This is a genomic window from Nocardia stercoris (genome assembly GCF_003696265.1).
Classification (GTDB): Bacteria; Actinomycetota; Actinomycetes; order Mycobacteriales; family Mycobacteriaceae; genus Nocardia; species Nocardia stercoris.
Genome location: NZ_RFFH01000010.1, coordinates 217,493 through 239,734 on the forward strand (window position 1 = coordinate 217,493; position 22,242 = coordinate 239,734).

Sequence of the window (22,242 nt, forward strand, 5' to 3'; positions counted from 1 at the left end):
GTGCGGCGGGGTGTCGCTGACCTACCGCGAACTCGACGAGCGGTCCGGTCGCCTGGCCCGCCTGCTCACCGACCGCGCGGTCGGACCGGAAAGTGTGGTCGCGGTGGCGATGCCGCGCACGGCCGACCTGCTGGTCGCCCTGCTGGCCGTGGTCAAGTCCGGTGCCGCCTACGTACCGGTGGATCCGGCGTATCCGCAGGACCGGCTGCGATTCATCCTGGCCGACGCGCGGCCACTGGTCGTGCTGACCGACCGGCGCGTCGACGGACAGATCCCCGATACGGGCGTGGCGCGCCTGATCGTCGACGACCCGGACACCGTCGCGGCGCTCGCCGCGGCGGAACCGCTACTGCCCGTGCCGGTTCCGGCGCAGAGCCTGGCCTATCTGATCTACACCTCGGGAACCACAGGTGTCCCCAAGGGGGTGGCGGTCTCGCGGGCGAACCTGGCCGCCCTGGTCCGTGCGACCCGGCCGCTGGTGACCGCTGCCGCGACGCACCGGCCGCGCGTGCTGGCGTCGACGTCGTCGGCCTTCGACGTGTCGGTATTCGAGTTGTTCACCACCGTCTGCGCCGGCGGCTCGGTCGAGCTCGTCGACGACGCACTCGCTGTGGGACAGCGCGATTCGTGGTCCGGTGCGCTGTTGAGCATGGTGCCGTCGGCGTTCGACGCCGTCGCCGCGCACACCCGGACGCGCCTGGACGCGGACACGATCGTGTTCGCGGGTGAGGCACTGACCCAGGCCACGATCGAACGGGCCCGGACCCGGATCCCGGGTGTGCGGGTGGTGAACGCGTACGGTCCGACCGAGTCGACCGTATACGCGACCACGGCGGTGCTCGAACCGGGCGCGACGGGTCCGGTGCCGATCGGTGTGCCGCTGCCCGGCGTCCACGTCCACGTGCTCGACGGCTGGCTGCGGCAGGTGCCGGCCGGGACGCCCGGCGAGCTGTATCTCGGTGGCGCGCAAGTGGCTCGCGGCTACCACGACCGCCCCGACCTGACCGGTGCGCGCTTCGTCGCCGACCCGTTCACCCCCGGCGGCCGGCTCTACCGCACCGGCGACGTCGTGCGGTGGAACCGCGCCGGCGAGCTGGAGTATCACGGGCGCGCCGACGACCAAGTGAAGATCCGCGGCTACCGCATCGAACCCGGCGAGATCGACGCCGTGCTGACCACCCATCCCCGGATCGCGCAGGCCGTGGTGGTCGCGCACGACACCGGCCACGGCAAGCAGCTCGTCGGGTACGTCGTCGCCGAAAACCCGGGCGCCGAACCGGATTCGGCCGAGGTGCGGGCCTACGTCGGAAAACGGCTGCCCGAGTACATGGTTCCCGCCGTGGTGATGGTGCTGGACGCGCTGCCGCTGTCGGCGAACGGCAAGATCGACCGGAAGGCGTTGCCGGAACCGGTCTTCGCCGCCGCCGCGACCTACCGCGCCCCGCAGTCGCCGGTCGAGCGGACGCTGGCGGACCTGTTCGCCGAGGTACTCGGCGTCGAACGCGTCGGCCTCGACGACAGCTTCTTCGACCTGGGCGGGCACTCGCTGCTGGCCACCCGCCTGGTCAGCCGGATCCGGGCCGAGCTCGCGGTCGAGGTCCCGATCCGGGCCGTGTTCGAGGCCCGGACCGTCGCGGCGCTGTCCCGGATCGCCGGACAGGGCGACACCGCCACCCGGACCGCGCCGCGCCGGTTCGAGCGTCCCGAACGGTTGCCGCTGTCGTTCGCGCAGCAGCGGCTGTGGTTCCTGTACCGGCTCGACGGTCCGTCGGCGACCTACAACATCCCGCTGGCCCTGACCCTGACCGGGGACGTGGACGTGGTGGCGCTGACCGCCGCGATCGGCGACCTGGTGGGCCGGCACGAAAGTCTGCGCACCGTATTCGCCAGTGACGCAGACGGTATCGGCCGACAGCAGATCCTCGACATCGACTCGGTCGAGCCGCCGGTGCGGGTGCTGGATCTGTCCGCGGCCGGACCGGACGAGGTGGATCGTGCGGTCGCCGCCGCGGCCGGGCACCGGTTCGAGCTCGACACCGAGATTCCGATCCGGGCCACCGTCATCCGCCGCGGTGCCCTGTCCGCGCCGGAGAACCGGCCGGACGCGGACCTGGTGCTGGTCGTGGTCGTGCACCACATCGCGGGTGACGGCTGGTCGCTGGCCCCGCTGGCCCGCGACCTGGCCGCCGCGTACGCGGCGCGGGCAGCGGGCACGGCCCCGGCGTGGGCGCCGTTGCCGGTGCAGTACGCGGATTACACGCTGTGGCAGCGGGAACTGCTCGGCGACGAGTCGGACCCGGACAGTGTGCTGTCGCGTCAGTTCGACTATTGGCGGACCGAATTGGCCGGTGTCCCAGAGCAGTTGGCGTTGCCGACGGATCGTCCGCGGCCGCTGGTGGCGTCGTATCGGGGTGCGATCGCGCCCTGGGAGATCGACGGTGATACCGCCGCGGCGATCGGTGAGCTGGCCCGCTCGCGTGGGGCGACCGTGTCGATGGTGCTGCAGGCGGGCCTCGCGGTGCTGCTGTCCGCTCTCGGTGCGGGGGAAGACATTCCGATCGGTTCGCCGATCGCTGGTCGCACCGATGCGGCGTTGGACGATCTGGTCGGGTTCTTCGTCAACACGTGGGTGCTGCGGGCGCGGGTGTCACCGGCGATGTCCTTCGCCGAGCTGGTCGACCAGGTCGCGGACAAGGCCCTGGCGGCGTACGCGAATCAGGATGCTCCGTTCGAGCGTCTGGTGGAGTTGGTGAATCCGGTTCGCTCGCAGGCGCATCACCCGTTGTTCCAGGTGTCTCTGACCGTGCAGAACACCACCGCCGCGGTAGCGGAGTTCGGCGATGCGGTGGTCGGCGCCTACCCCGTCACCACCGGTGCCGCGCGCTTCGACCTGCTGTTCACCGTGGTCGAGGACGGTCACGGCGGCCTGGCCGGCTCGATCGAGTACGCCACCGACCTGTTCGACCGCGCGACGGTCGACCGGCTCGGGCAACGGTTCACCGGCCTGCTCACCCAGCTCACGGGACGGCCCGAACTGCCGGTCGGCGATGCCGATGTGCTGGGCGCGGACGAGCGGCGTCGGGTGTTGGTGGAGTGGAACGATACGGCGACGGATGTGGATCTGTCGGTGTCGGTGCTGGAGTTGTTGGCGGCGCGGGTCGCGGCGATTCCGGAGGTGCTCGCGGTTGTCGCTTCCGGTGTGGAGTTGACCTACCGGGAGTTGGATGAGCGGTCGGATCGTTTGGCGCGCTTGTTGGTCGGGCACGGTGTGGGTGCGGAGCAGGTGGTGGCGGTTGCGTTGCCGCGTGTGGCTGATTTGTTGGTGTCGATGGTGGCGGTGAACAAGGCTGGTGGGGCGTATGTTCCGGTGGATCCGGAGTATCCGTCGGATCGGTTGCGGTTCATCCTGACCGACGCGCAACCGGTGCTGGTGCTGACGCACAGCCGTGTTGCCGATGTTGTGCCGGACACGGGTGTCGCACGGGTACTGGTCGATGATCCGGCTGTGGTGGCCGAGCTCGCCGGTGAAGGCCGGTACGCGGACCGGAACTCGCCGGGCCAGGTGAACGGCATGCCCGTCACCGGCGAACCGGAAACGCGCAGTGCGAACCACAGTGGCGGCCTCGACCGAACGGTGGTCGATGCCGCGCCGAGCTCTGTCGAGCCTGTTGGCGCCGTGTGGGTGGTGTCGCCGGATTCGGTGTCGCACTTGATCTACACCTCCGGTACGACCGGTCAGTCCAAGGGTGCGATCATCACCCACGCCAATCTGGCGAACTTGGTGCGGGAGGCGTGGCCGGTCGCGGTGGGTGAGCGGATTCTGGCGCATGCGACGGTGGCGTTCGACGCGTCGACTTATGAGATCTGGCCGGCGTTGGTGTCGGGTGGAACGGTTGTGGTGGCGGGTTCGCCGCGTTCGGATCTGGACGAGATTGCCGCGCTGGTCAGGGAATTCGAGATCAGCAAGGCGCACTTGACGCCGCCGCTGCTCGCGGCGCTGTCCGAGCACGTCGGCGCTGACGGTGGCGCGAACCCGCTCGGCTATCTGACACGGGTCATCGCGGGCGGATCCGAGCTCTCGCCCGCTCTGGTCCGGGATCTGCGGTCTCGTTTCCCGCAGTTGTGTGTGATCAACGGCTACGGCCCGACCGAAGCCACGTCGTGTATGTCGGAGTTCGATACGGCTGGGATGCGGGAGCAGGGTTCGATTCCGATCGGTGGCCCGTACGGCAACGTCCGGTGCTATGTGCTGGACAGCCGCCTTCGACCGGTCCCGGTCGGGGTGGACGGTGAACTCTACATCGCTGGTGCGCAATTGGCGCGTGGCTACCACGGTCGCGCGGACTTGACGGGCGCTCGGTTCGTGGCCGACCCGTTCGACGTCACCGCGGCGGGATCGCCCGGGGACGCAGGTCGGTCAGCGGCGGTGGGTGGTGGTCGCCTCTACCGCACGGGTGATGTGGTGCGCTGGAACAAGTCCGGTGTGCTGGAGTACGTCGGCCGTGTGGATGACCAGGTGAAGATCCGTGGGTTCCGGATCGAGCCGGGTGAGATCGAGGCGGCGTTGCTGGCGCATCCCGGTGTCGGGCAGGCTGTGGTGGTCGCGCACGATTCCGGTCGCGGTAAGCAGCTGGTGGGTTATGTGGTGGCGGACGTCGCCACGGCCACTGATCCTGCCGTCGATGCCGTCGATGCCGTCGATGCTGGTGAGGTCGCGAAGGCGGTCGGCAGCGAGTCCGGTGCCGCTGTCGATATGGCTACCGGGGTATTCGGTACGGCGGAGTCTGCTGCTGTCGGAACGGATGCCGTCGGGGTCGCGAAGGCGGCTTCTAGCGGCGGGTCCGCTCACGCTGCTGATATGCCGACCGCGGCACTCGGTGCGGCGGAGTCCACCACCGCCGGTGCGGATACGGTCGAGGTCGTCGAGGTCGCGAAGGCGGCTTCCAGCGGCGGGTCCGGGGACGCTGCTGATATAGCGATCGGGGCAGTCGGTGCGGCGGAGTCCACCACCGTCGGCCCGGATGCGGTCGAACGAAGCGTGCCGCCGCTGGATGCCGCCGGCGTGCGGACGTTCCTGCGAGAACGGTTGCCGGAGTATATGATTCCGGCGTCGATCATGATCCTGGACGCGCTGCCGTTGACACCCAACGGCAAGATCGACCGTAAAGCGTTGCCGGAACCCGTATTCACAGGTGGCACCGCCTACCGGGCGCCGGTGACCTCGGCCGAACTGGTGCTGACGCAGGTGTTCGCGGAGATCCTCGGCCGCGACCGGGTCGGTGTGGACGACGATTTCTTCGAGATCGGCGGCGACTCGATCCGTTCCATCCAGGTGGTTTCCCGCGCTCGGGCGGCGGGCGTATTGATCAGTCCGCGTGAGGTTTTCGAGCGCCGCACGGTGGCGGCGCTGGCACAGGTCGCGGGCGCCGACCGCGAACAGGAGGTCCTCCCTGAGCTGCCGGGTGGGGCTATCGGCTGGATGCCGTTGCTTCCGGTAGCGCGGTTCATTCGTGATCTCGGCGCTGGTTTCGATCGGTTCAATCAGTCGATGGTGCTGGATCTTCCGGTGGGTATCGATCTGGACGGTTTGGTCGCGACCTGGCATGCGGTCGTGCAGCGGCATCCGGTGCTCACGGCTCGACTCGTCGACGGCGAGACCGATATCGACGCCACTGCCGGTGGGGCCGATCATGCCGCCGCGTCCGGCACAGGACCCGGCCTGGTGACGGTCCCGGTCGATGCGGTCGACATCGCAAGCCTGATCCATCGAGTCGAGGTGCCCCGCACCGCAACAGGTGGCACCACGACACCCGCGCATGCCGGCGCGGAACAGTCGACGACCGATGCACCCGATCACGCGGCCGCAGCGGGTACGAATCTGCCCGCGACCGAAACATCCACCCTGACAACAGAGTTCAGCGGAACTATGGAAATTGGGCGCCGCCAGGGAGAAACCGGACTCGCCACACTGATCGCCGCCGAACTCGATGCCGCGGCGGCGCGGCTGGCACCAACGCAGGGAACCATGCTGGCACTGGTCTGGTTCGACCGCGGTCCGGACCTGCCCGGCTCACTGGGCGTCGTGGCCCACCACCTCGCCGTCGACGGCGTGTCCTGGCGAATCCTGTTGCCGGACCTGGCGGCGGCGTGGAGCAGGATCGCCGGACAGGACACGGCCGAACCGGAAAGCGACCACCACGGGACCCCGAACACCGCTCCCGGCACCTCGCTGCGCCGGTGGTCGCACGCCTTGGCCGAGGAAGCCCACGCGCAACGGCGAGTCGACGAATTGTCCTGGTGGACCGGCATGTTGGCCGGGCCCGACCCGAAGCTGGGCGCCCGGGCCCTCGACCCGGCGGTCGACACCCACGCCGCGAGCGAACAGCTCCGGCTCAGCCTGTCCGCCGCGGCGACCGAAGCGGTCCTCACCGACCTGCCCGCGGCGATCCACGGTCACGTCGAGGACGCTCTGCTGGCCGCACTCGTTGTGGCGGTGACGATCTGGCGTGGCCGCCGCGACGGCGGAGCCGGCGCCGGAGTGGTGGTGCGCCTGGAAGGTCACGGTCGCGAGGAGATCGTCGTGCCGGGCGCCGATCTGTCCGCCGTGGTCGGCTGGTTCACCTCCTTCTACCCGATGCGCCTGACACTGCCCGCCGACGTGGACCTCGACGACGTCCTGACCGGCGGTCCGGCGGCCGGGCGCGTCGTCAAGTGGGTGAAGGAGCTGCTGCGGGCGGTGCCCGATCGCGGAATCGGCTACGGTCTGCTGCGCTACCTGAACGCCGAGACCGCGGTTGCGCTAGCCGAGTTGCCCAGTGGCCGCATCGGTTTCAACTATCTCGGGCGTTTCGCCGCCGCCGACCTGATGCCGCGGCAGTGGCAGGGCCGGGGCTGGACCCCGACCCCCGGGGTGGCGGCGAGCGCCCACTACCCCGAGCTGCCGCTCACCTCGGCACTCGAGATCAATGCGGCGGTCACCGGCGACGAGCTCGGTGCGTCGTTCACCTTCGCTCCCGGGATCCTGGACCGCTCCGCCGTGGCCGAGTTGTCGGACCTGTGGTGCGACGCGCTCACCGGCCTGGCCCGGTACGCCCGCACGGCGGGTGCCGGCGGCCTGACCCCGTCCGATCTGCCGCTCGTGCCGCTCGACCAGAACGACATCGACGTCCTCGAAACCCGGTACCAGCGGCTGCGGGACGTGTGGCCGGTGACGGCCATGCAGTCCGGGCTGCTGTTCCACGCGCACATGTCCGGTGGCGGTTTCGACGCCTATCACATGCAGGTCGTGTTCCACCTGTCCGGCCCGGTGGATCCGGAGCGGATGCGCGTCGCGGGCCGAGCGCTGCTGGCCCGGCACGCCGCCCTGCGCACCGCGTACGTCCCGGCCGGGGACGGCAGCACCACCGTCGCCGTGGTCGTCGCGGACCCGGAACTGCCCTGGCAGGACCACGACCTGCGGGGTGCCGGCGGCGCCGACCAGGCAGCGGCGGTGCGGCAGCTGCTCGACGCCGACCAGCACGCCCACTTCGATCCGGCCGTGCCACCTCTGCTGCGGCTGGCGTTGATCCGGGTCGCGGACGACCGAGCACAACTCGTGCTGACCGCGCATCACGTGCTGGTGGACGGCTGGTCGCTGCCGCTGCTGCTCACCGACCTGCTCGCCCTGTATGCGGGCCGAGGCGACGCCGCGGCGCTGCCGCCGGCGGGCAACTACCGTGACTTCCTGCTGTGGTCGCAGGCTCAGGACCGGGCCGCCGGTGTGCGGGCCTGGTCGCGCTACCTCGGCGACATCGATGAACCGACCTTCCTCGCGGCGGCGGCGGGCGCCGGTGGTGACGCCGCCGAGACGGACGTCCTGGAGACCGTCGACATCGCCCTGCCGGATGCGTTGGCGCGCAACCTTTCCCGTCGCGCCGGGGAATCCGGTGTCACGCTCAATACCGTCGTGCAGGTGAGCTGGGCGCTGCTGCTCGCGGCGGTCACCGGCCGCGACGATGTCGTGTTCGGCGCGACCGTATCCGGTCGCCCGGCCGACCTGCCCGGCGCCGACTCCATGGTCGGTCTGCTGATCAACACGGTGCCGGTGCGGGTCCGGCTCGACCCGGCCGAAACCCTCGCCGGACTGCTGCGCCGGCACCAGGCCGACCAGACCGGACTGATGGACCACCACCACGTCCCGCTCACCGAGATGCACCGGATCGCCGGTGTCCCAGCGCTGTTCGACACGCTCGTCGCGTTCGAGTCCTATCCGATCGACCAGGCCGCGCTCGCCGGCACGACCGCGTCGACCGGCCTCACGGTGACCGGCCTGGACCACCGCAGCGGCACCAACTACCCGATCACCGTGACCGCGAACGCGGTTCCGGATCTGATGGTGACGCTGCAATACGACGCGACGGTCTTCGAGCGCCCCGAAATCGACCGGCTCACCACCCGCTATGCGGCGGTCCTGGCGGCCTGCGCCGCCACACCGGATCTGCCGCTGGCCGCACTTCCGCTACTGCTGCCCGACGAGCGACGGGCACTGGAACGGTGGAACGACACCCGCACGGATGCGGCGGTGGTGTCGCTGCCGGCGATGTTCGCCGCACGGGTCGCGCAGACCCCGGACGCGGTCGCGGTGATTGCTGGGGTGCGAGAAGACCACGCGGACAGCGTGATTGCGGGCACGGCGAGCGGCCTGCGTGACGGGCACGACGGCGGCGTGGTTGCGGGCGCGGTCAGCGTAGTGCGTGAAGGTCGCGCGGACAGCGTATCGGCTGGTGCGGTGTCGGTGACGTATGCCGAGTTGGATGCGCGGGCGAATGCTGTGGCGTGGTGGCTGCTCGAGCGCGGAGTAGCGGCGGAGGAGCCGGTGGCGGTTGTGTTGCCGCGGTCGGTGGATCTGGTGGTGGCGTTGTTGGGTGTGGCGAAGGCGGGTGCGGTGTTCGTGCCGTTGTTGCCGGAGTGGCCGCAGTCCCGCCGCGACCAGGTCGTCGCCCAGGCGGGGGCGCGGATCGTCGTCACAGTCGAGAGCGTCGCAGCCGCAACCGAATACGCGCGGGTGCATCCGGAATCCGCCTCGGCACCTGCCGTGACCGTGGATCCGGATCAGCTGCTCTACGTGATGTACACCAGCGGTTCGACCGGTGAGCCGAAGGGTGTCGCGGTCAGGCATCGCGATGTGACCGCGCTGGTGCAGGACCGGTGTTTCGCTGGTGGTGCGCACGAGCGGGTGCTGGTGCATTCGCCGCATTCGTTCGACGCGTCGACCTACGAGTTGTGGGTGCCGCTGCTCAATGGTGGTCAAGTGGTTCTGGCTGAACCCGATTCGGGCCCTGCCGAGCTCGCACGGCTGATCGCGGCGGCAGAGGTCACCGGATTGTGGTTGACCGCTGGTTTGTTCGCGGTGATGGCGCAGGAACACGCGCGGTGTTTCGCGGGTGTGCGGCAGGTGTGGACCGGTGGTGACGTGGTCTCGCCGGATGCGGTGCGCCGAGTCCAGCAGGCATGCCCGCAGACGGTGGTGGTGAACGGGTACGGGCCTACGGAGACAACGACTTTCGCCACCTCCTACCCGATCGGCTCGGCTCGGTCCACGACTGAAACCCACGTCGGATTCGTGCCGAGTGACAACCGGCGAGGGGAGTCGGCGGGCGACGGACGGGTGGATGCGGGTGCTGACGTGGCCCGCATCGGACGGGCCGAGGTCGAGGGTGGACCGTGGTCTATCGCCCCGGGGAACCCCGTCGGCTTCGAGGACCGCGGCGGCCTCGAGAACCCCGTCGGCGTGGAGAACCCCGTCGGCGACGAGAACCACAGCGGCCACGAGAACCGCCGCGGCCCCCAGAAGAGCGTCGGCCTCGAGAACGTCGGCGGCGTCGAGTATCGAGGCGGCCTCGTGAAGCGCGGCGGCCAGGAGAACGCCGGCGGCGTCGAGAACCGCCGCGGCCTTGAGAACGCCGTCGGCCTCGAGAACCGCTGCGGCGCAGCCGAATATGTCGACGGTACGCCGGTACCGATCGGGCGCCCGCTGGACAATATGCGGTTGCTGGTGCTGGACGGCTGGTTGCGGCCGGTGCCGGTTGGCGCGGTCGGTGAGTTGTATGTGGTCGGTGCCGGTGTGGCGCGTGGGTATGCGGGTCGTCCGGATCTGACGGGCCTGCGGTTCGTGGCCGATCCGAACGGGTCGGGGGAGCGGGCGTATCGGACCGGGGACTTGGTGCGTTGGAACCAGGCCGGTGTGCTGGAGTATGTCGGGCGTGCCGACGATCAGGTGAAGATCCGGGGTTTCCGGATCGAGCCGAGTGAGGTCGAGGCCGCGTTGGCTGCGGATCCGGTGGTGGGTCGTGCGGTGGTCGTGGTGGTGGACGGTCCGGCTGGGAAGCGGTTGGCGGCCTACGTGACTCCCGCGGACGCCGGCAGCGGCACAGCGGAAATCGACCCGGTCGCGGTGCGGGAGCGGGCGGCGGCCCGGCTGCCGGAGTACCTGGTGCCGGCGGCGATCGTGGCGATCGACCGGGTGCCGTTGACCACCAACGGCAAGATCGACCGGAAGGCGTTGCCGGAGCCCGTTTTCGCTGGGGGCACCGCCTATCGTGCGCCAGGCACCCCGATCGAACGGGCGCTCGCGGACCTCTTCACCGAGATCCTGGCGGTCGAGCGGGTCGGCGCCGACGACAGCTTCTTCGACCTCGGCGGGCATTCGCTGTTGGCGACCCGGTTGGTCAGCCGGGTCCGCGCCGAACTGGGCGTGGAGATCTCGATCCAGGCCGTGTTCGAGGCCCGGACTGTCGCGGGTATGGCCGCCGTCGTCGCGGCCGCGACCGGCGGTGAAACCCGGATCGCGTTGCGGCGCGGGGAGCGACCCGAACAGTTGCCGCTGTCGTTCGCGCAGCAGCGGCTGTGGTTCCTGTACCGCCTCGACGGGCCGTCGGCGACCTACAACATTCCGATGGCGCTCACCTTGCGCGGCACCGTGGATGTGGTGGCCCTCGCCGCCGCGGTCACCGACCTGGTGGGGCGGCACGAGAGCCTGCGGACCGTCTTTACCAGTGCGGCCGACGGTGTGGCACGGCAGCGGATCCTCGAACTCGACGCGGTCGAGACGCCGGTGCGGGTGGTGGACATGCTCGGTGCGACCGACGACGAGGTCGACCGGGTGGTCGCCGCGGCGGCCGAATACCGGTTCGAGCTCGATGCCGAGATTCCGGTGCGGGCGACCGTGATTCGGCGGGGACCGGCCGAGCTGGTCGTGGTGCTCGTGGTGCATCACATCGCGGCTGACGGCTGGTCGCTGGCGCCGCTGACCCGAGACTTGGCCGCCGCGTACGCAGCGCGGGCAGCGGGCACAGCGCCCAAGTGGGCGCCGTTGCCGGTGCAGTACGCGGATTACACGCTGTGGCAGCGCGAATTGCTCGGTGACGAGTCCGATCCGGAGAGTGTGCTGTCGCGTCAGTTCGACTACTGGCGGACTGAATTGGCGGGTATTCCGGAGCAATTGGCGTTGCCGACCGACCGTCCCCGCCCGCGGGTGGCGTCGTATCGGGGTGCGACGGTGCCGATCGTGTTCGATCCGGCGACGTCTGCGGCGGTTGCGGAGTTGGCGCGGTCGCGGCGAGCGACAGTGTCGATGGTGTTGCAAGCCGGGCTCGCGGTGTTGTTGTCGAAGTTCGTTGCGGGGGAGGACATTCCGATCGGTTCGCCGATCGCGGGTCGTACCGATGCGGCGCTCGACGATCTGGTCGGGTTCTTCGTCAACACCTGGGTGCTGCGGGCCCAGGTGCGGCCCACGGCGACGTTCGCCGAGCTGGTCGATCAGGTCGCAGACAAGGCCCTGGCCGCGTACGCGAATCAGGACGCACCGTTCGAGCGTCTGGTCGAGTTGGTGAATCCGGTTCGCTCGCAGGCGCATCACCCGTTGTTCCAGGTATCGCTGTCGCTGCAGAACAGCGCCGCCGGCGGGTCCGCGTTCGCCGCCGACGTCGTCGTCGACGCCTACCCGGTGTCGACCGGGACCGCGCGGTTCGACCTGCTGTTCGCAGTGGCCGAGGACAATACGGGCGGACTGTCCGGGTCCGTCGAATACGCCACCGACCTGTTCGACCCGGATACGGCCGCACAACTGGCCGCTCGCTTCACGAGCCTGCTCGCCCGATTGACCGCCGCACCCCAGCGACCGGTCGGCGATATCGACGTGCTCGGTGCGGACGAACGGCGCCGGGTGCTGGCCGAATGGAACGACACGGCAACGGATGCCGACCTGTCCGTGTCCGCGTTGGAGTTGTTCGCGGCGCGAGTGGCCGAGGACCCAGACGCCCCGGCGGTTGTCGCTTCCGGTACGGAGCTGTCCTACCGCGAGCTCGATGAGCGGTCGGATCGGTTGGCGCGCTTGTTGGTCGGGCACGGAGTCGGCCCGGAACAGGTGGTGGCGGTTGCGTTGCCGCGTGTGGCTGATTTGTTGGTGGCGATGGTGGCGGTGAACAAGGCTGGTGGGGCGTATGTTCCGGTGGATCCGGAGTATCCGTCGGATCGGTTGCGGTTCATCCTCACTGACGCACAACCGGTGCTGGTGTTGACGCACAGTCGTGTTGCCGAGGCGGTGCCGGACATCGGTGTGGCCCGCGTGTGGCTCGACGATGCTGCGGTAGCGGCCGAACTCGCGGGTCGGACCTCGGTCGCGGGGACGCCCGAACTCGCGGGTCGGACCTCGGACACGGAGGCGGCCGAACACGTGGGTCGGACCTCGGACGCGGGGACGCCCGAACTCGCGGGCCGGACCTCGGACGCGGGGGCGGCCGAACTCGTGGGTCCGACCTCGGACACGGAGGCGGCCGAACTCGTGGGTCCGACCTCGGACACGGAGGCGGCCGAACTCGTGGGTCGGACCTCGGACGCGGGGGTGGCCGAACTCGTGGGTCGCACCTCGGCCGCGGAGGCGTCCGGGCTCGACGTGGGCGCGGTGCGGGTGGTGTCGCCGCAGTCGGCGTCGCACCTGATCTACACCTCCGGTACGACCGGTCAGTCCAAGGGCGCGATCATCACCCACGCGAACCTCGCGAACTTGGTGCGGGAGGCGTGGCCGGTCGCGCGCGGTGAGCGGATTCTGGCGCATGCGACGGTGGCGTTCGACGCGTCGACTTATGAGATCTGGCCGGCGCTGACGTCCGGTGGAACGGTTGTGGTGGCGGGTTCGCCGCGTTCGGATCTGGACGAGATTGCCGCGCTGGTCCGGGAATTCGAGATCAGCAAGGCGCACTTGACACCGCCGCTGCTGGCAGCATTGTCGGAGCACGTCAGTGTTGACGGTGGTGCGAACCCGCTGGGTTACCTGAACCGGGTGATCGCCGGTGGTTCGGAGCTTTCGCCGGCTTTGGTTCGGGATCTGCGGTCGCGGTTCCCGCAGTTGTGTGTGATCAACGGGTACGGCCCGACCGAAGCCACGTCGTGTATGTCGGAGTTCGACACGGCTGGGATGCCGGAGCAGGGTTCGATTCCGATCGGTGGCCCGTATGGCAATGTTCGGTGTTACGTCCTGGACAGCCGCCTTCAACCGGTTCCGGTCGGGGTCGAGGGTGAGTTGTATATCGCCGGTGCGCAATTGGCGCGCGGCTACCACGGCCGCGCGGACCTGACTGCTGCCCGGTTCGTCGCCGATCCGTTCGCCGCGTCTCGCACCGACGCCGAGAGCCCGACGCCCTCTGCCGAGGCCGGACGGCCCGTCGGCCGGTTGTATCGGACCGGTGATGTGGTGCGCTGGAACAAGTCCGGTGTGCTGGAGTACGTGGGCCGCGTCGACGATCAGGTGAAGATCCGTGGGTTCCGCATCGAGCCGGGCGAAATCGAGGCCGCGCTGGCCGGGCACCCGGGCATCGCGCAGGTGGTCGTTGTCGCGCACGAATCCGGCCGGGGCAAGCAGCTGGTCGGCTATGTCGTGCCGGACACCACAGCCGGACACCCGACAGTGGACTCCGCCGGCGTGCGGGCCTTCGCCGGTGACCGGTTGCCGGAGTACATGGTTCCGGCGTCGATCATGATCCTGGACGCGCTGCCGTTGACACCGAACGGCAAGATCGATCGGAAAGCGTTGCCGGAGTCTGTATTCACGGCCGGCGCCGCTTACCGGGCACCCCGCACGGCCGCCGAAGTCGTGCTGGCCGGTGTGTTCGCGGAAATCCTCGATCGCACACCGATCGGTGTGGACGACGACTTCTTCGAGATCGGCGGCGACTCGATCCGTTCCATCCAGGTGGTTTCCCGCGCCCGGGCGGCCGGTGTATTGATCAGTCCGCGTGAGGTTTTCGAACATCGCACGGTGGCGGCGCTGGCCAAGGTCGCGGGCACCGACCGGGAGCAGGAGCTGTTGCCCGAGCTGCCGGGTGGGGCTATCGGCTGGATGCCGCTTCTTCCGGTAGCGCGGTTCATTCGTGATCTGGGTGCTGGTTTCGATCGGTTCAATCAGTCGATGGTGCTGGATCTTCCGGTGGGCATCGATCTGGACGGTCTGGTCGCGATCTGGCGTGCCGTCGTCGAGCGGCATCCGGTGCTCACGGCTCGACTCGTCGCCAGCGCCAGCGCCAGCGCCAGCGCCAGCGCCAGCGCCAGCGCCAGCGACAACGGCAGTGGCAGCGCCAGCGACAGTGGCAGCGCCAGCGCCAGCGCCAGCGACAACGGCAGTGGCAGCGCCAGCGACAGTGGCAGCGCCAGCGACAACGGCAGCGACAGTGGCAGCGGCAGCGGCACCGAGATCGGGACCGACGCGCTCGGCCCAATTCTCGGCGATCCGGGCGCCGAAACCGGCCCCGGCCTGGTGACGGTGCCTGCCGACACGGTAGACATCGCCGCACTGATCCACCGAGTCGACCTGTCGGACAACGAGTTCGATGCCGACCACACGAACGAGGCGCTCCTCGCGCGGGTTGCCGCGGAGTTGGACACCGCCGCGGACCGTCTGGCGCCGGAACAAGGCGTCCTGCTGGCCCTGGTCTGGTTCGATCGCGGCCAAGGCGAGCCCGGTGCACTGGGCGTGGTAGCCCACCACCTCGCCGTGGACGGCGTGTCGTGGCGAATCCTGCTGCCGGACCTGGCAGCCGCGTGGGCGCAGGTCGTCGCCGGGCAGCGCCCGGTACTCCCGGCCACCGGCACCTCCCTGCGCCGGTGGTCGCACGCCCTGGCCGAGCAGGCGCGCTCCGGCCGCCGGACCGCCGAATTGGCCTGGTGGACAACCATGTTGGCGGGACCCGACCCGGTGCTCGGGTCGCGTGAGCTGGATCCCGCGCTCGACACCCACGCCGCCACCGACCAGGTGCGACTGGCGGTACCGGCCGACGTCACCGACGCCGTCCTCACCGGCCTGCCCGCCGCCATCCACGGCCACGTCGACGACGGCCTGCTGGCGGCGCTGCTGGTGGCGGTGACGGTCTGGCGCCGTGGCAAGCGGCCGGCGACCGAATTCGAGGCCGGTGCTCCCGCCTCGCTCGTGGTGCGGCTCGAAGGGCACGGCCGGGAAGAGGCCGTGGTGCCCGGCGCGGACCTGTCGGCGGCGGTCGGCTGGTTCACCTCCGTCTACCCGGTGCGACTGACCTTGCCCGCCGACGTGGACCTCGGCGAGGTGCTGGCCGGCGGTGCCGCGGCCGGCCGGGTGGTGAAGTGGGTGAAGGAACAGCTGCGGTCCGTGCCGGACCGCGGCGTCGGCTACGGTCTGCTGCGCTACCTCGACCCGGAGGCCGGTCCGGTCCTGGCCGAATTGCCCATGGGCCGAATCGGTTTCAACTATCTGGGTCGGCTGTCGCGGGCGGATCTGATGCCGCAGCAATGGCAGGGCGCCGGGTGGACGCCGACGGCCGGCCTGACCGCGAACCCGGAATTCCCGGAGCTGCCGGCGATCTCGGCCCTGGAGATCAACGCGGCGGTCAGCGGCACCGAACTCGGCGCCTCGTTCACCTTCCCGACCGGTGTGCTCGACCGGTCCGAGGTGCTCGACCTAGCCGGGCTGTGGCGCGACGCGCTCACCGGGCTGGCCCGGTACACGGCGACCGGTGCGGGCGGCCTCACCCCCTCGGACCTGCCGCTGGTATCGCTCGACCAGGCCGGGATCGACGCGCTGGAGGCCCGCTATCGGCGGGTCGAGGACGTGTGGCCGGTGACCGCGATGCAGGCCGGTCTGCTGTTCCACGCGCACGTGGCGGGCGCGGGATTCGACGCCTACCACATGCAGGTCGTGTTCGAGCTGTCCGGAGCGGTGGACGCCGAACGGATGCGCCGCGCGGGACAGGCGCTGCTGGACCGGCACGCGACCCTGCGCACCGCGTACGTGCCCGCCGGTGACGGCACCACCGTCGCGGTGGTCGTGCCGGACGTGGCCCTGCCGTGGCACGACCACGATCTGCGGGACGTGCCCGCCGACCGGCTGCCCGCCGAGATCGCGCGGCTGCTCGACGCCGACCACGCCGCGCACTTCGACCCCGCCCTGCCGCCGCTGTTGCGACTGGCGCTGATCCGCACAGCCGCCGGCCAGGTGGTGGCCGAGCACGCAGCCGCAGGACAGTCCCAGGCACAGCCGGGCGGCGCGCGGCTCGTGCTGACCGCGCACCACGTGCTGTTGGACGGCTGGTCGCTGCCGCTGCTGGTCACCGATCTGCTCGGGTTGTACGCCAGTGGCGGTGATCCGTCCGGGCTGGCGCCCGCCGCCGACTACCGGCAGTTCCTCGACTGGCTGCACGATCGCGACCCGGTCGTCACCGCCGCCGCGTGGGCCCGGTACCTCGACGGTCTCGCCGAACCCACCCTGCTCGCCGGGCCCGGCGGCGGCGCCGAAGCCGGCGGCACGGACGCGGACATCCTGGCCACCGTGCCCGTCGCCCTGAATGACGCTGTGGCACAGACGCTGTCGCGCCGGGCCGCCGAACACGGTGTCACGCTGAACACCATCGTCCAGGTGAGCTGGGCGCTGGTGCTGTCCGCCGTGACCGGCGGCACCGACGTGCTGTTCGGCGCGACGGTGTCCGGTCGCCCCGCCGAACTGGCGGACGCGCACACGATGGTCGGCCTGTTGATCAACACGGTCCCGGTGCGCGTCCGCGTCACCCACGACGACACGATCGCCGGCCTGTTGCGCCGCCACCAGGACGAGCAGGCGGCGCTGATGGACCACCACCATCACCCGCTGACCGACATGCACCGCATCACCGGCCTCAGCCCGCTGTTCGACACCCTGGTCGCGTTCGAGTCCTACCCGATCGACCAAGCCGCCCTGGCCGATTCGGCCGGCGCGACCGGGCTCACGGTGACCGGATTCGCCGACCGCAGCGGCACCAGCTACCCGGTGACGATCACCGCCAACGCCGTGCCGGACCTCATCGTGACCCTGCAATACGACACGACGGTGCTCGAGCGGTCCGAGATCGACCGGCTCACCGGCCGGTTCGCGGCGGTACTGGAAGCGGTCGCCGCGACGCCGGAGCTGCCGGTGAGCGCGGTGAACCTGCTGTCCCCGGACGAACAGCGAATGTTGCTGGAGTGGAACGACACTCGCACCGACGCGGCGGTGGTGTCGCTGCCGGCGATGTTCGCCGCGCGGGTCGAGCAGACCCCGGACTCGGTCGCGATTGTCGCCGCGCCGGTGACCGGAGCGCGAGAACGCCACGCGGACAGCGTGTTTGCCGGTGCGGTGTCGGTGACTTTCGCCGAGTTGGATGCGCGGTCGAATGCTGTGGCGTGGTGGCTGCTGGAGCGTGGGGTTGCCCCGGAGGAGCCGGTGGCGGTTGTGTTGCCGCGGTCGGTGGATCTGGTGGTGGCGTTGTTGGGTGTGGCGAAGGCGGGTGCGGTGTTCGTGCCGTTGTTGCCGGAGTGGCCGCAGTCCCGGCGTGATCAGGTGATCGACCAGGCCGGAATCCGGCTGAGTCTGGCCGCTGGTGACGTCGCGGCAGCCGTTGCGGCGATGGCGGATCCGGCCCGTTCGGTGGATCCGGGCGTGTTCGTGGACCCCGATCAGCTGGTGTACGTGATGTACACCTCCGGTTCGACCGGTGAGCCCAAGGGTGTCGCGGTGCGGCACGGGGATGTGACCGCACTCGTGCAAGACCGGTGTTTCGCCGGAGGCGCGCACGAGCGAGTACTCGTGCATTCGCCGCATTCGTTCGACGCGTCGACCTACGAGCTGTGGGTGCCGTTGTTGAACGGTGGCGAGGTCGTGCTGGCTGAACCCGATTCGGGCCCTGCGGAATTGGCGGCGCTGATCGCTGACTCCGGAGTTGCTGGGTTGTGGTTGACCGCCGGTTTGTTCGCGGTGATGGCCCAGGAACACCCGCAGTGTTTCGCGGGTGTGCGTCAGGTGTGGACCGGTGGTGATGTCGTGTCGCCGGATGCGGTGCGCCAGGTGCGACAGGTGTGTCCGGACACGGTGGTGGTGAACGGGTACGGGCCCACGGAGACAACGACTTTCGCTACCTCTTACCCGATTCCCGGCGATCCGGGGGCGGACGTGCCGATCGGCCGGCCGCTGGACAATATGCGGCTGCTGGTGTTGGACGGCTGGCTGCGGCCGGTAGCACCCGGCGTGGTCGGCGAGCTGTACATCGCGGGGGCGGGTGTCGCGCGCGGGTACCTGGGACGAACCGACCTCACCGCCGCACGATTCGTCGCGGACCCGGCGGGTTCGGGTGAACGGGTCTACCGCACCGGAGACCTGGTGCGCTGGAACGAATCCGGTGTGCTGGAGTACGCCGGGCGGGCCGACGACCAGGTGAAGATCCGGGGCTTCCGGATCGAGCCGGGTGAGATCGAGGCGGCACTGGCGGCCGACCCGACGGTCGGCCGGGCGGTGGTCGTGGTGGCGGACGGTCCGGCCGGAAAGCGGTTGGCGGCCTACGTGACTCCCGCACCCGACGGTGACGACATCGACCCGGCAGGGCTGCGGGCGCGGGTGGCGGCACGACTGCCGGAGTACCTCGTCCCGGCCGCGATCGTGGCGATCGACCGGATGCCGTTGACGCCCAACGGCAAGATCGACCGCAGGGCCCTGCCGGAACCGGTTTTCACTGTCGCCGGCTACCGGGCGCCGGTCTCCCCGGTGGAACGCGTACTGGCCGGATTGTTCGCCGACGTGCTCGGTGTCGAACGCGTCGGTCTCGACGACAGCTTCTTCGAGCTCGGCGGGCATTCGCTGCTGGCGACCCGGCTGGTCAGCCGGATCCGCGCCGAACTCGCGGTGGAGGTGCCGATCCGGGCGGTCTTCGAGGGCCGCACGGTCGCGGCGTTGGCGGCGGTGGTGGCGGGCAGCGCCGGCGTCACCCAGTCGGCGCTGCGGCGCCGCGAACGGCCCGGGCGCCTGCCGCTGTCGTACGCGCAGCAGCGGCTGTGGTTCCTGTACCGCCTCGACGGACCTGCCGCGACCTACAACCTGCCGCTCGCACTGCGGTTGACCGGCCCGGTGGATGTGCGGGCCCTGACCGCCGCGGTCCGCGACGTCGTGGAACGGCACGAGAGCCTGCGCACGATCTTCCAGGCCGACGCCGACGGGGTCGGCGTGCAGCGGGTCCTCGACCCCGCAGAGGTCACGGTGCCGGTTCGGGTGCTCGACCTGGCCGGCGCCGCCGACACCGACGTCGACCGGGTGGTCGCGGCCGAGGCCGGATACCTGTTCGACCTCGACACCGAGATCCCGATCCGTGCCACCGTCCTGCGGCGGCGGCCGGACGAAGTGGTGCTCGTGCTGGTGGTGCATCACATCGCGGGCGACGGCTGGTCGCTGGCGCCGCTGACCCGAGACTTGGCCGCTGCGTATCGATCTCGGGCCGCGGGCTCGGCGCCCAGCTGGGCGCCGTTGCCGGTGCAGTACGCGGATTACACGCTGTGGCAGCGGGAGCTGCTCGGTGACGAGTCGGATCCGGAGAGTGTGCTGTCGCGTCAGTTCGACTACTGGCGGGCCGAATTGGCGGGTATTCCGGAGCAGTTGGCGCTGCCCACCGATCGCCCCCGCCCGCGGGTGGCGTCGTATCGGGGTGCGACGGTGCCGATCGTGTTCGATGCGGTGACGTCTGCGGCGGTTGCGGAGTTGGCGCGGTCGCGGCGGGCGACGGTGTCGATGGTGCTCCAGGCCGGACTCGCGGTGTTGTTGTCGAAGTTGGGTGCGGGGGAGGACATTCCGATCGGTTCGCCGATCGCGGGTCGTACCGATGCGGCGCTCGACGATCTGGTCGGATTCTTCGTCAACACGTGGGTGTTGCGGGCGCGCGTGTCGCCGTCGGCGACGTTCGACGAGCTGGTCGATCAGGTTGCGGAGAAGGCTCTGGCCGCGTACGCGAATCAGGATGCTCCGTTCGAGCGTCTGGTGGAGTTGGTGAATCCGGTTCGCTCGCAGGCGCATCACCCGTTGTTCCAGGTATCGCTGTCGGTGCAGAACGCATCCGACACCGTCGCCGAGCCGGCCGACGACATCGTCATCTCGGGGTATCCCGCGTCGACCGGGACTGCGCGCTTCGACCTGCTGTTCGCGGTGGCCGAGGACAATACGGGCGGCCTGTCCGGTTCGATCGAGTACGCCACCGACCTGTTCGACCCGGAAACCGTGGCACAGCTCGCGACTCGCTTCACCACACTGCTCGCCGAACTCACCGAGGTACCCGGTGCACCGATCGGCAGGCTGGATGTGCTCGGCGCCGACGAACGCCGGATGATCCTGGTGGACTGGAACGACACCACCACGGATCTGGACCTGTCCGTATCGGCGCTCGAGCTGTTCGCGGCGCGGGTGGCCGAGGACCCAGACGCCCAGGCGGTATTCGCCTCGGACATGGAGCTGTCCTACCGCGAGCTCGATGAGCGGTCGGATCGGTTGGCGCGCTTGTTGATCGGGCACGGAGTCGGCCCGGAACAGGTGGTGGCGGTTGCGTTGCCGCGTGTGGCTGATTTGTTGGTGGCGATGGTGGCGGTGAACAAGGCTGGTGGGGCGTATGTTCCGGTGGATCCGGAGTATCCGTCGGATCGGTTGCGGTTCATCCTCACTGACGCACAACCGGTGCTGGTGTTGACGCACAGTCGTGTTGCCGAGGCGGTGCCGGACATCGGTGTGGCCCGCGTGTGGCTCGACGATGCTGCGGTAGCGGCCGAACTCGCGGGTCGGACCTCGGTCGCGGGGGCGGCCGAACTCGTGGGTCGGACTTCGGCCGCGGCGGCCTCCGGGCTCGACGTCGGCGCGGTCGGGGTGGTGTCGCCGGACACGAGTGTCGCACGGGTACTGGTCGACGGTCCGGCTGTGGCGGCCGCGCTCGCCGGTGACTCCGCGACACGCAGCGTGAACGCGGCGCGGACCTCGCCGAACGACCCTGCCGTGGACGCGGATACGGAATTCGAGGTCGTCGAGCCGGTCGGCGCGGTGCGAGTGGTGTCGCCGGAGTCGGTATCGCATCTGATCTACACCTCTGGTACCACCGGTCAGTCCAAGGGCGCGATCATCACCCACGCGAACCTCGCGAACCTGGTGCGGGAGGCGTGGCCGGTCGCGCGCGGTGAGCGGATTCTGGCGCATGCGACGGTGGCGTTCGACGCCTCGACCTATGAGATCTGGCCGGCGCTGACGTCCGGCGGCTCGGTTGTCCTGGCCGGGTCCCCGCGTTCGGATCTGGACGAGATCGCGTCGTTGGTGCGGGAGCACCGAATCTCGAAGGCGCACTTGACGCCACCGCTGCTGGCGGCGCTGTCGGAACACGTCGGCACGGACGGTAGTGACAACCCCCTGGGTTACCTGAACCGGGTGATCGCGGGTGGATCCGAGCTGCCGCCGGCTCTGGTTCGGGATCTGCGGTCGCGATTCCCGCAGTTGTGTGTGATCAACGGGTACGGCCCGACCGAAGCCACGTCATGTATGTCGGAGTTCGATACGGCGGGGATGCCGGAGCAGGGTTCGATTCCGATCGGTGGCCCCTACGGCAATGTCCGGTGTTACGTGCTGGATGGTTGGTTGCGTCCGGTTCCGGTCGGCGTCGAAGGTGAGTTGTACATCGCCGGAGCGCAATTGGCGCGTGGCTACCACGGCCGCCCGGATCTGACCGGTGCCCGGTTCGTCGCCGACCCGTTCGACGTCACCCCGGCGGGATCGCCCGACGACGCTGTGCGGCCAGGCGCCGCGACCACGGGCGGTGGTCGCATGTACCGCACCGGTGATGTGGTGCGCTGGAACAAGTCCGGTGTGCTGGAGTACGTCGGCCGTGTGGATGACCAGGTGAAGATCCGTGGGTTCCGGATCGAGCCGGGTGAGATCGAGGC

The 22,242-nt window shown here is 69.9% G+C and carries 1 protein-coding gene (running past both ends of the window); it reads left to right on the plus strand.

Positions 1-22,242 carry part of the coding region annotated (locus tag EBN03_RS22565) for a non-ribosomal peptide synthase/polyketide synthase (protein ID WP_122190086.1) on the plus strand (this coding region is incomplete at its 3' end). The annotated region is longer than the window, extending 6,254 nt past the left edge and 7,099 nt past the right edge, so 22,242 of the 35,595 annotated nt are shown.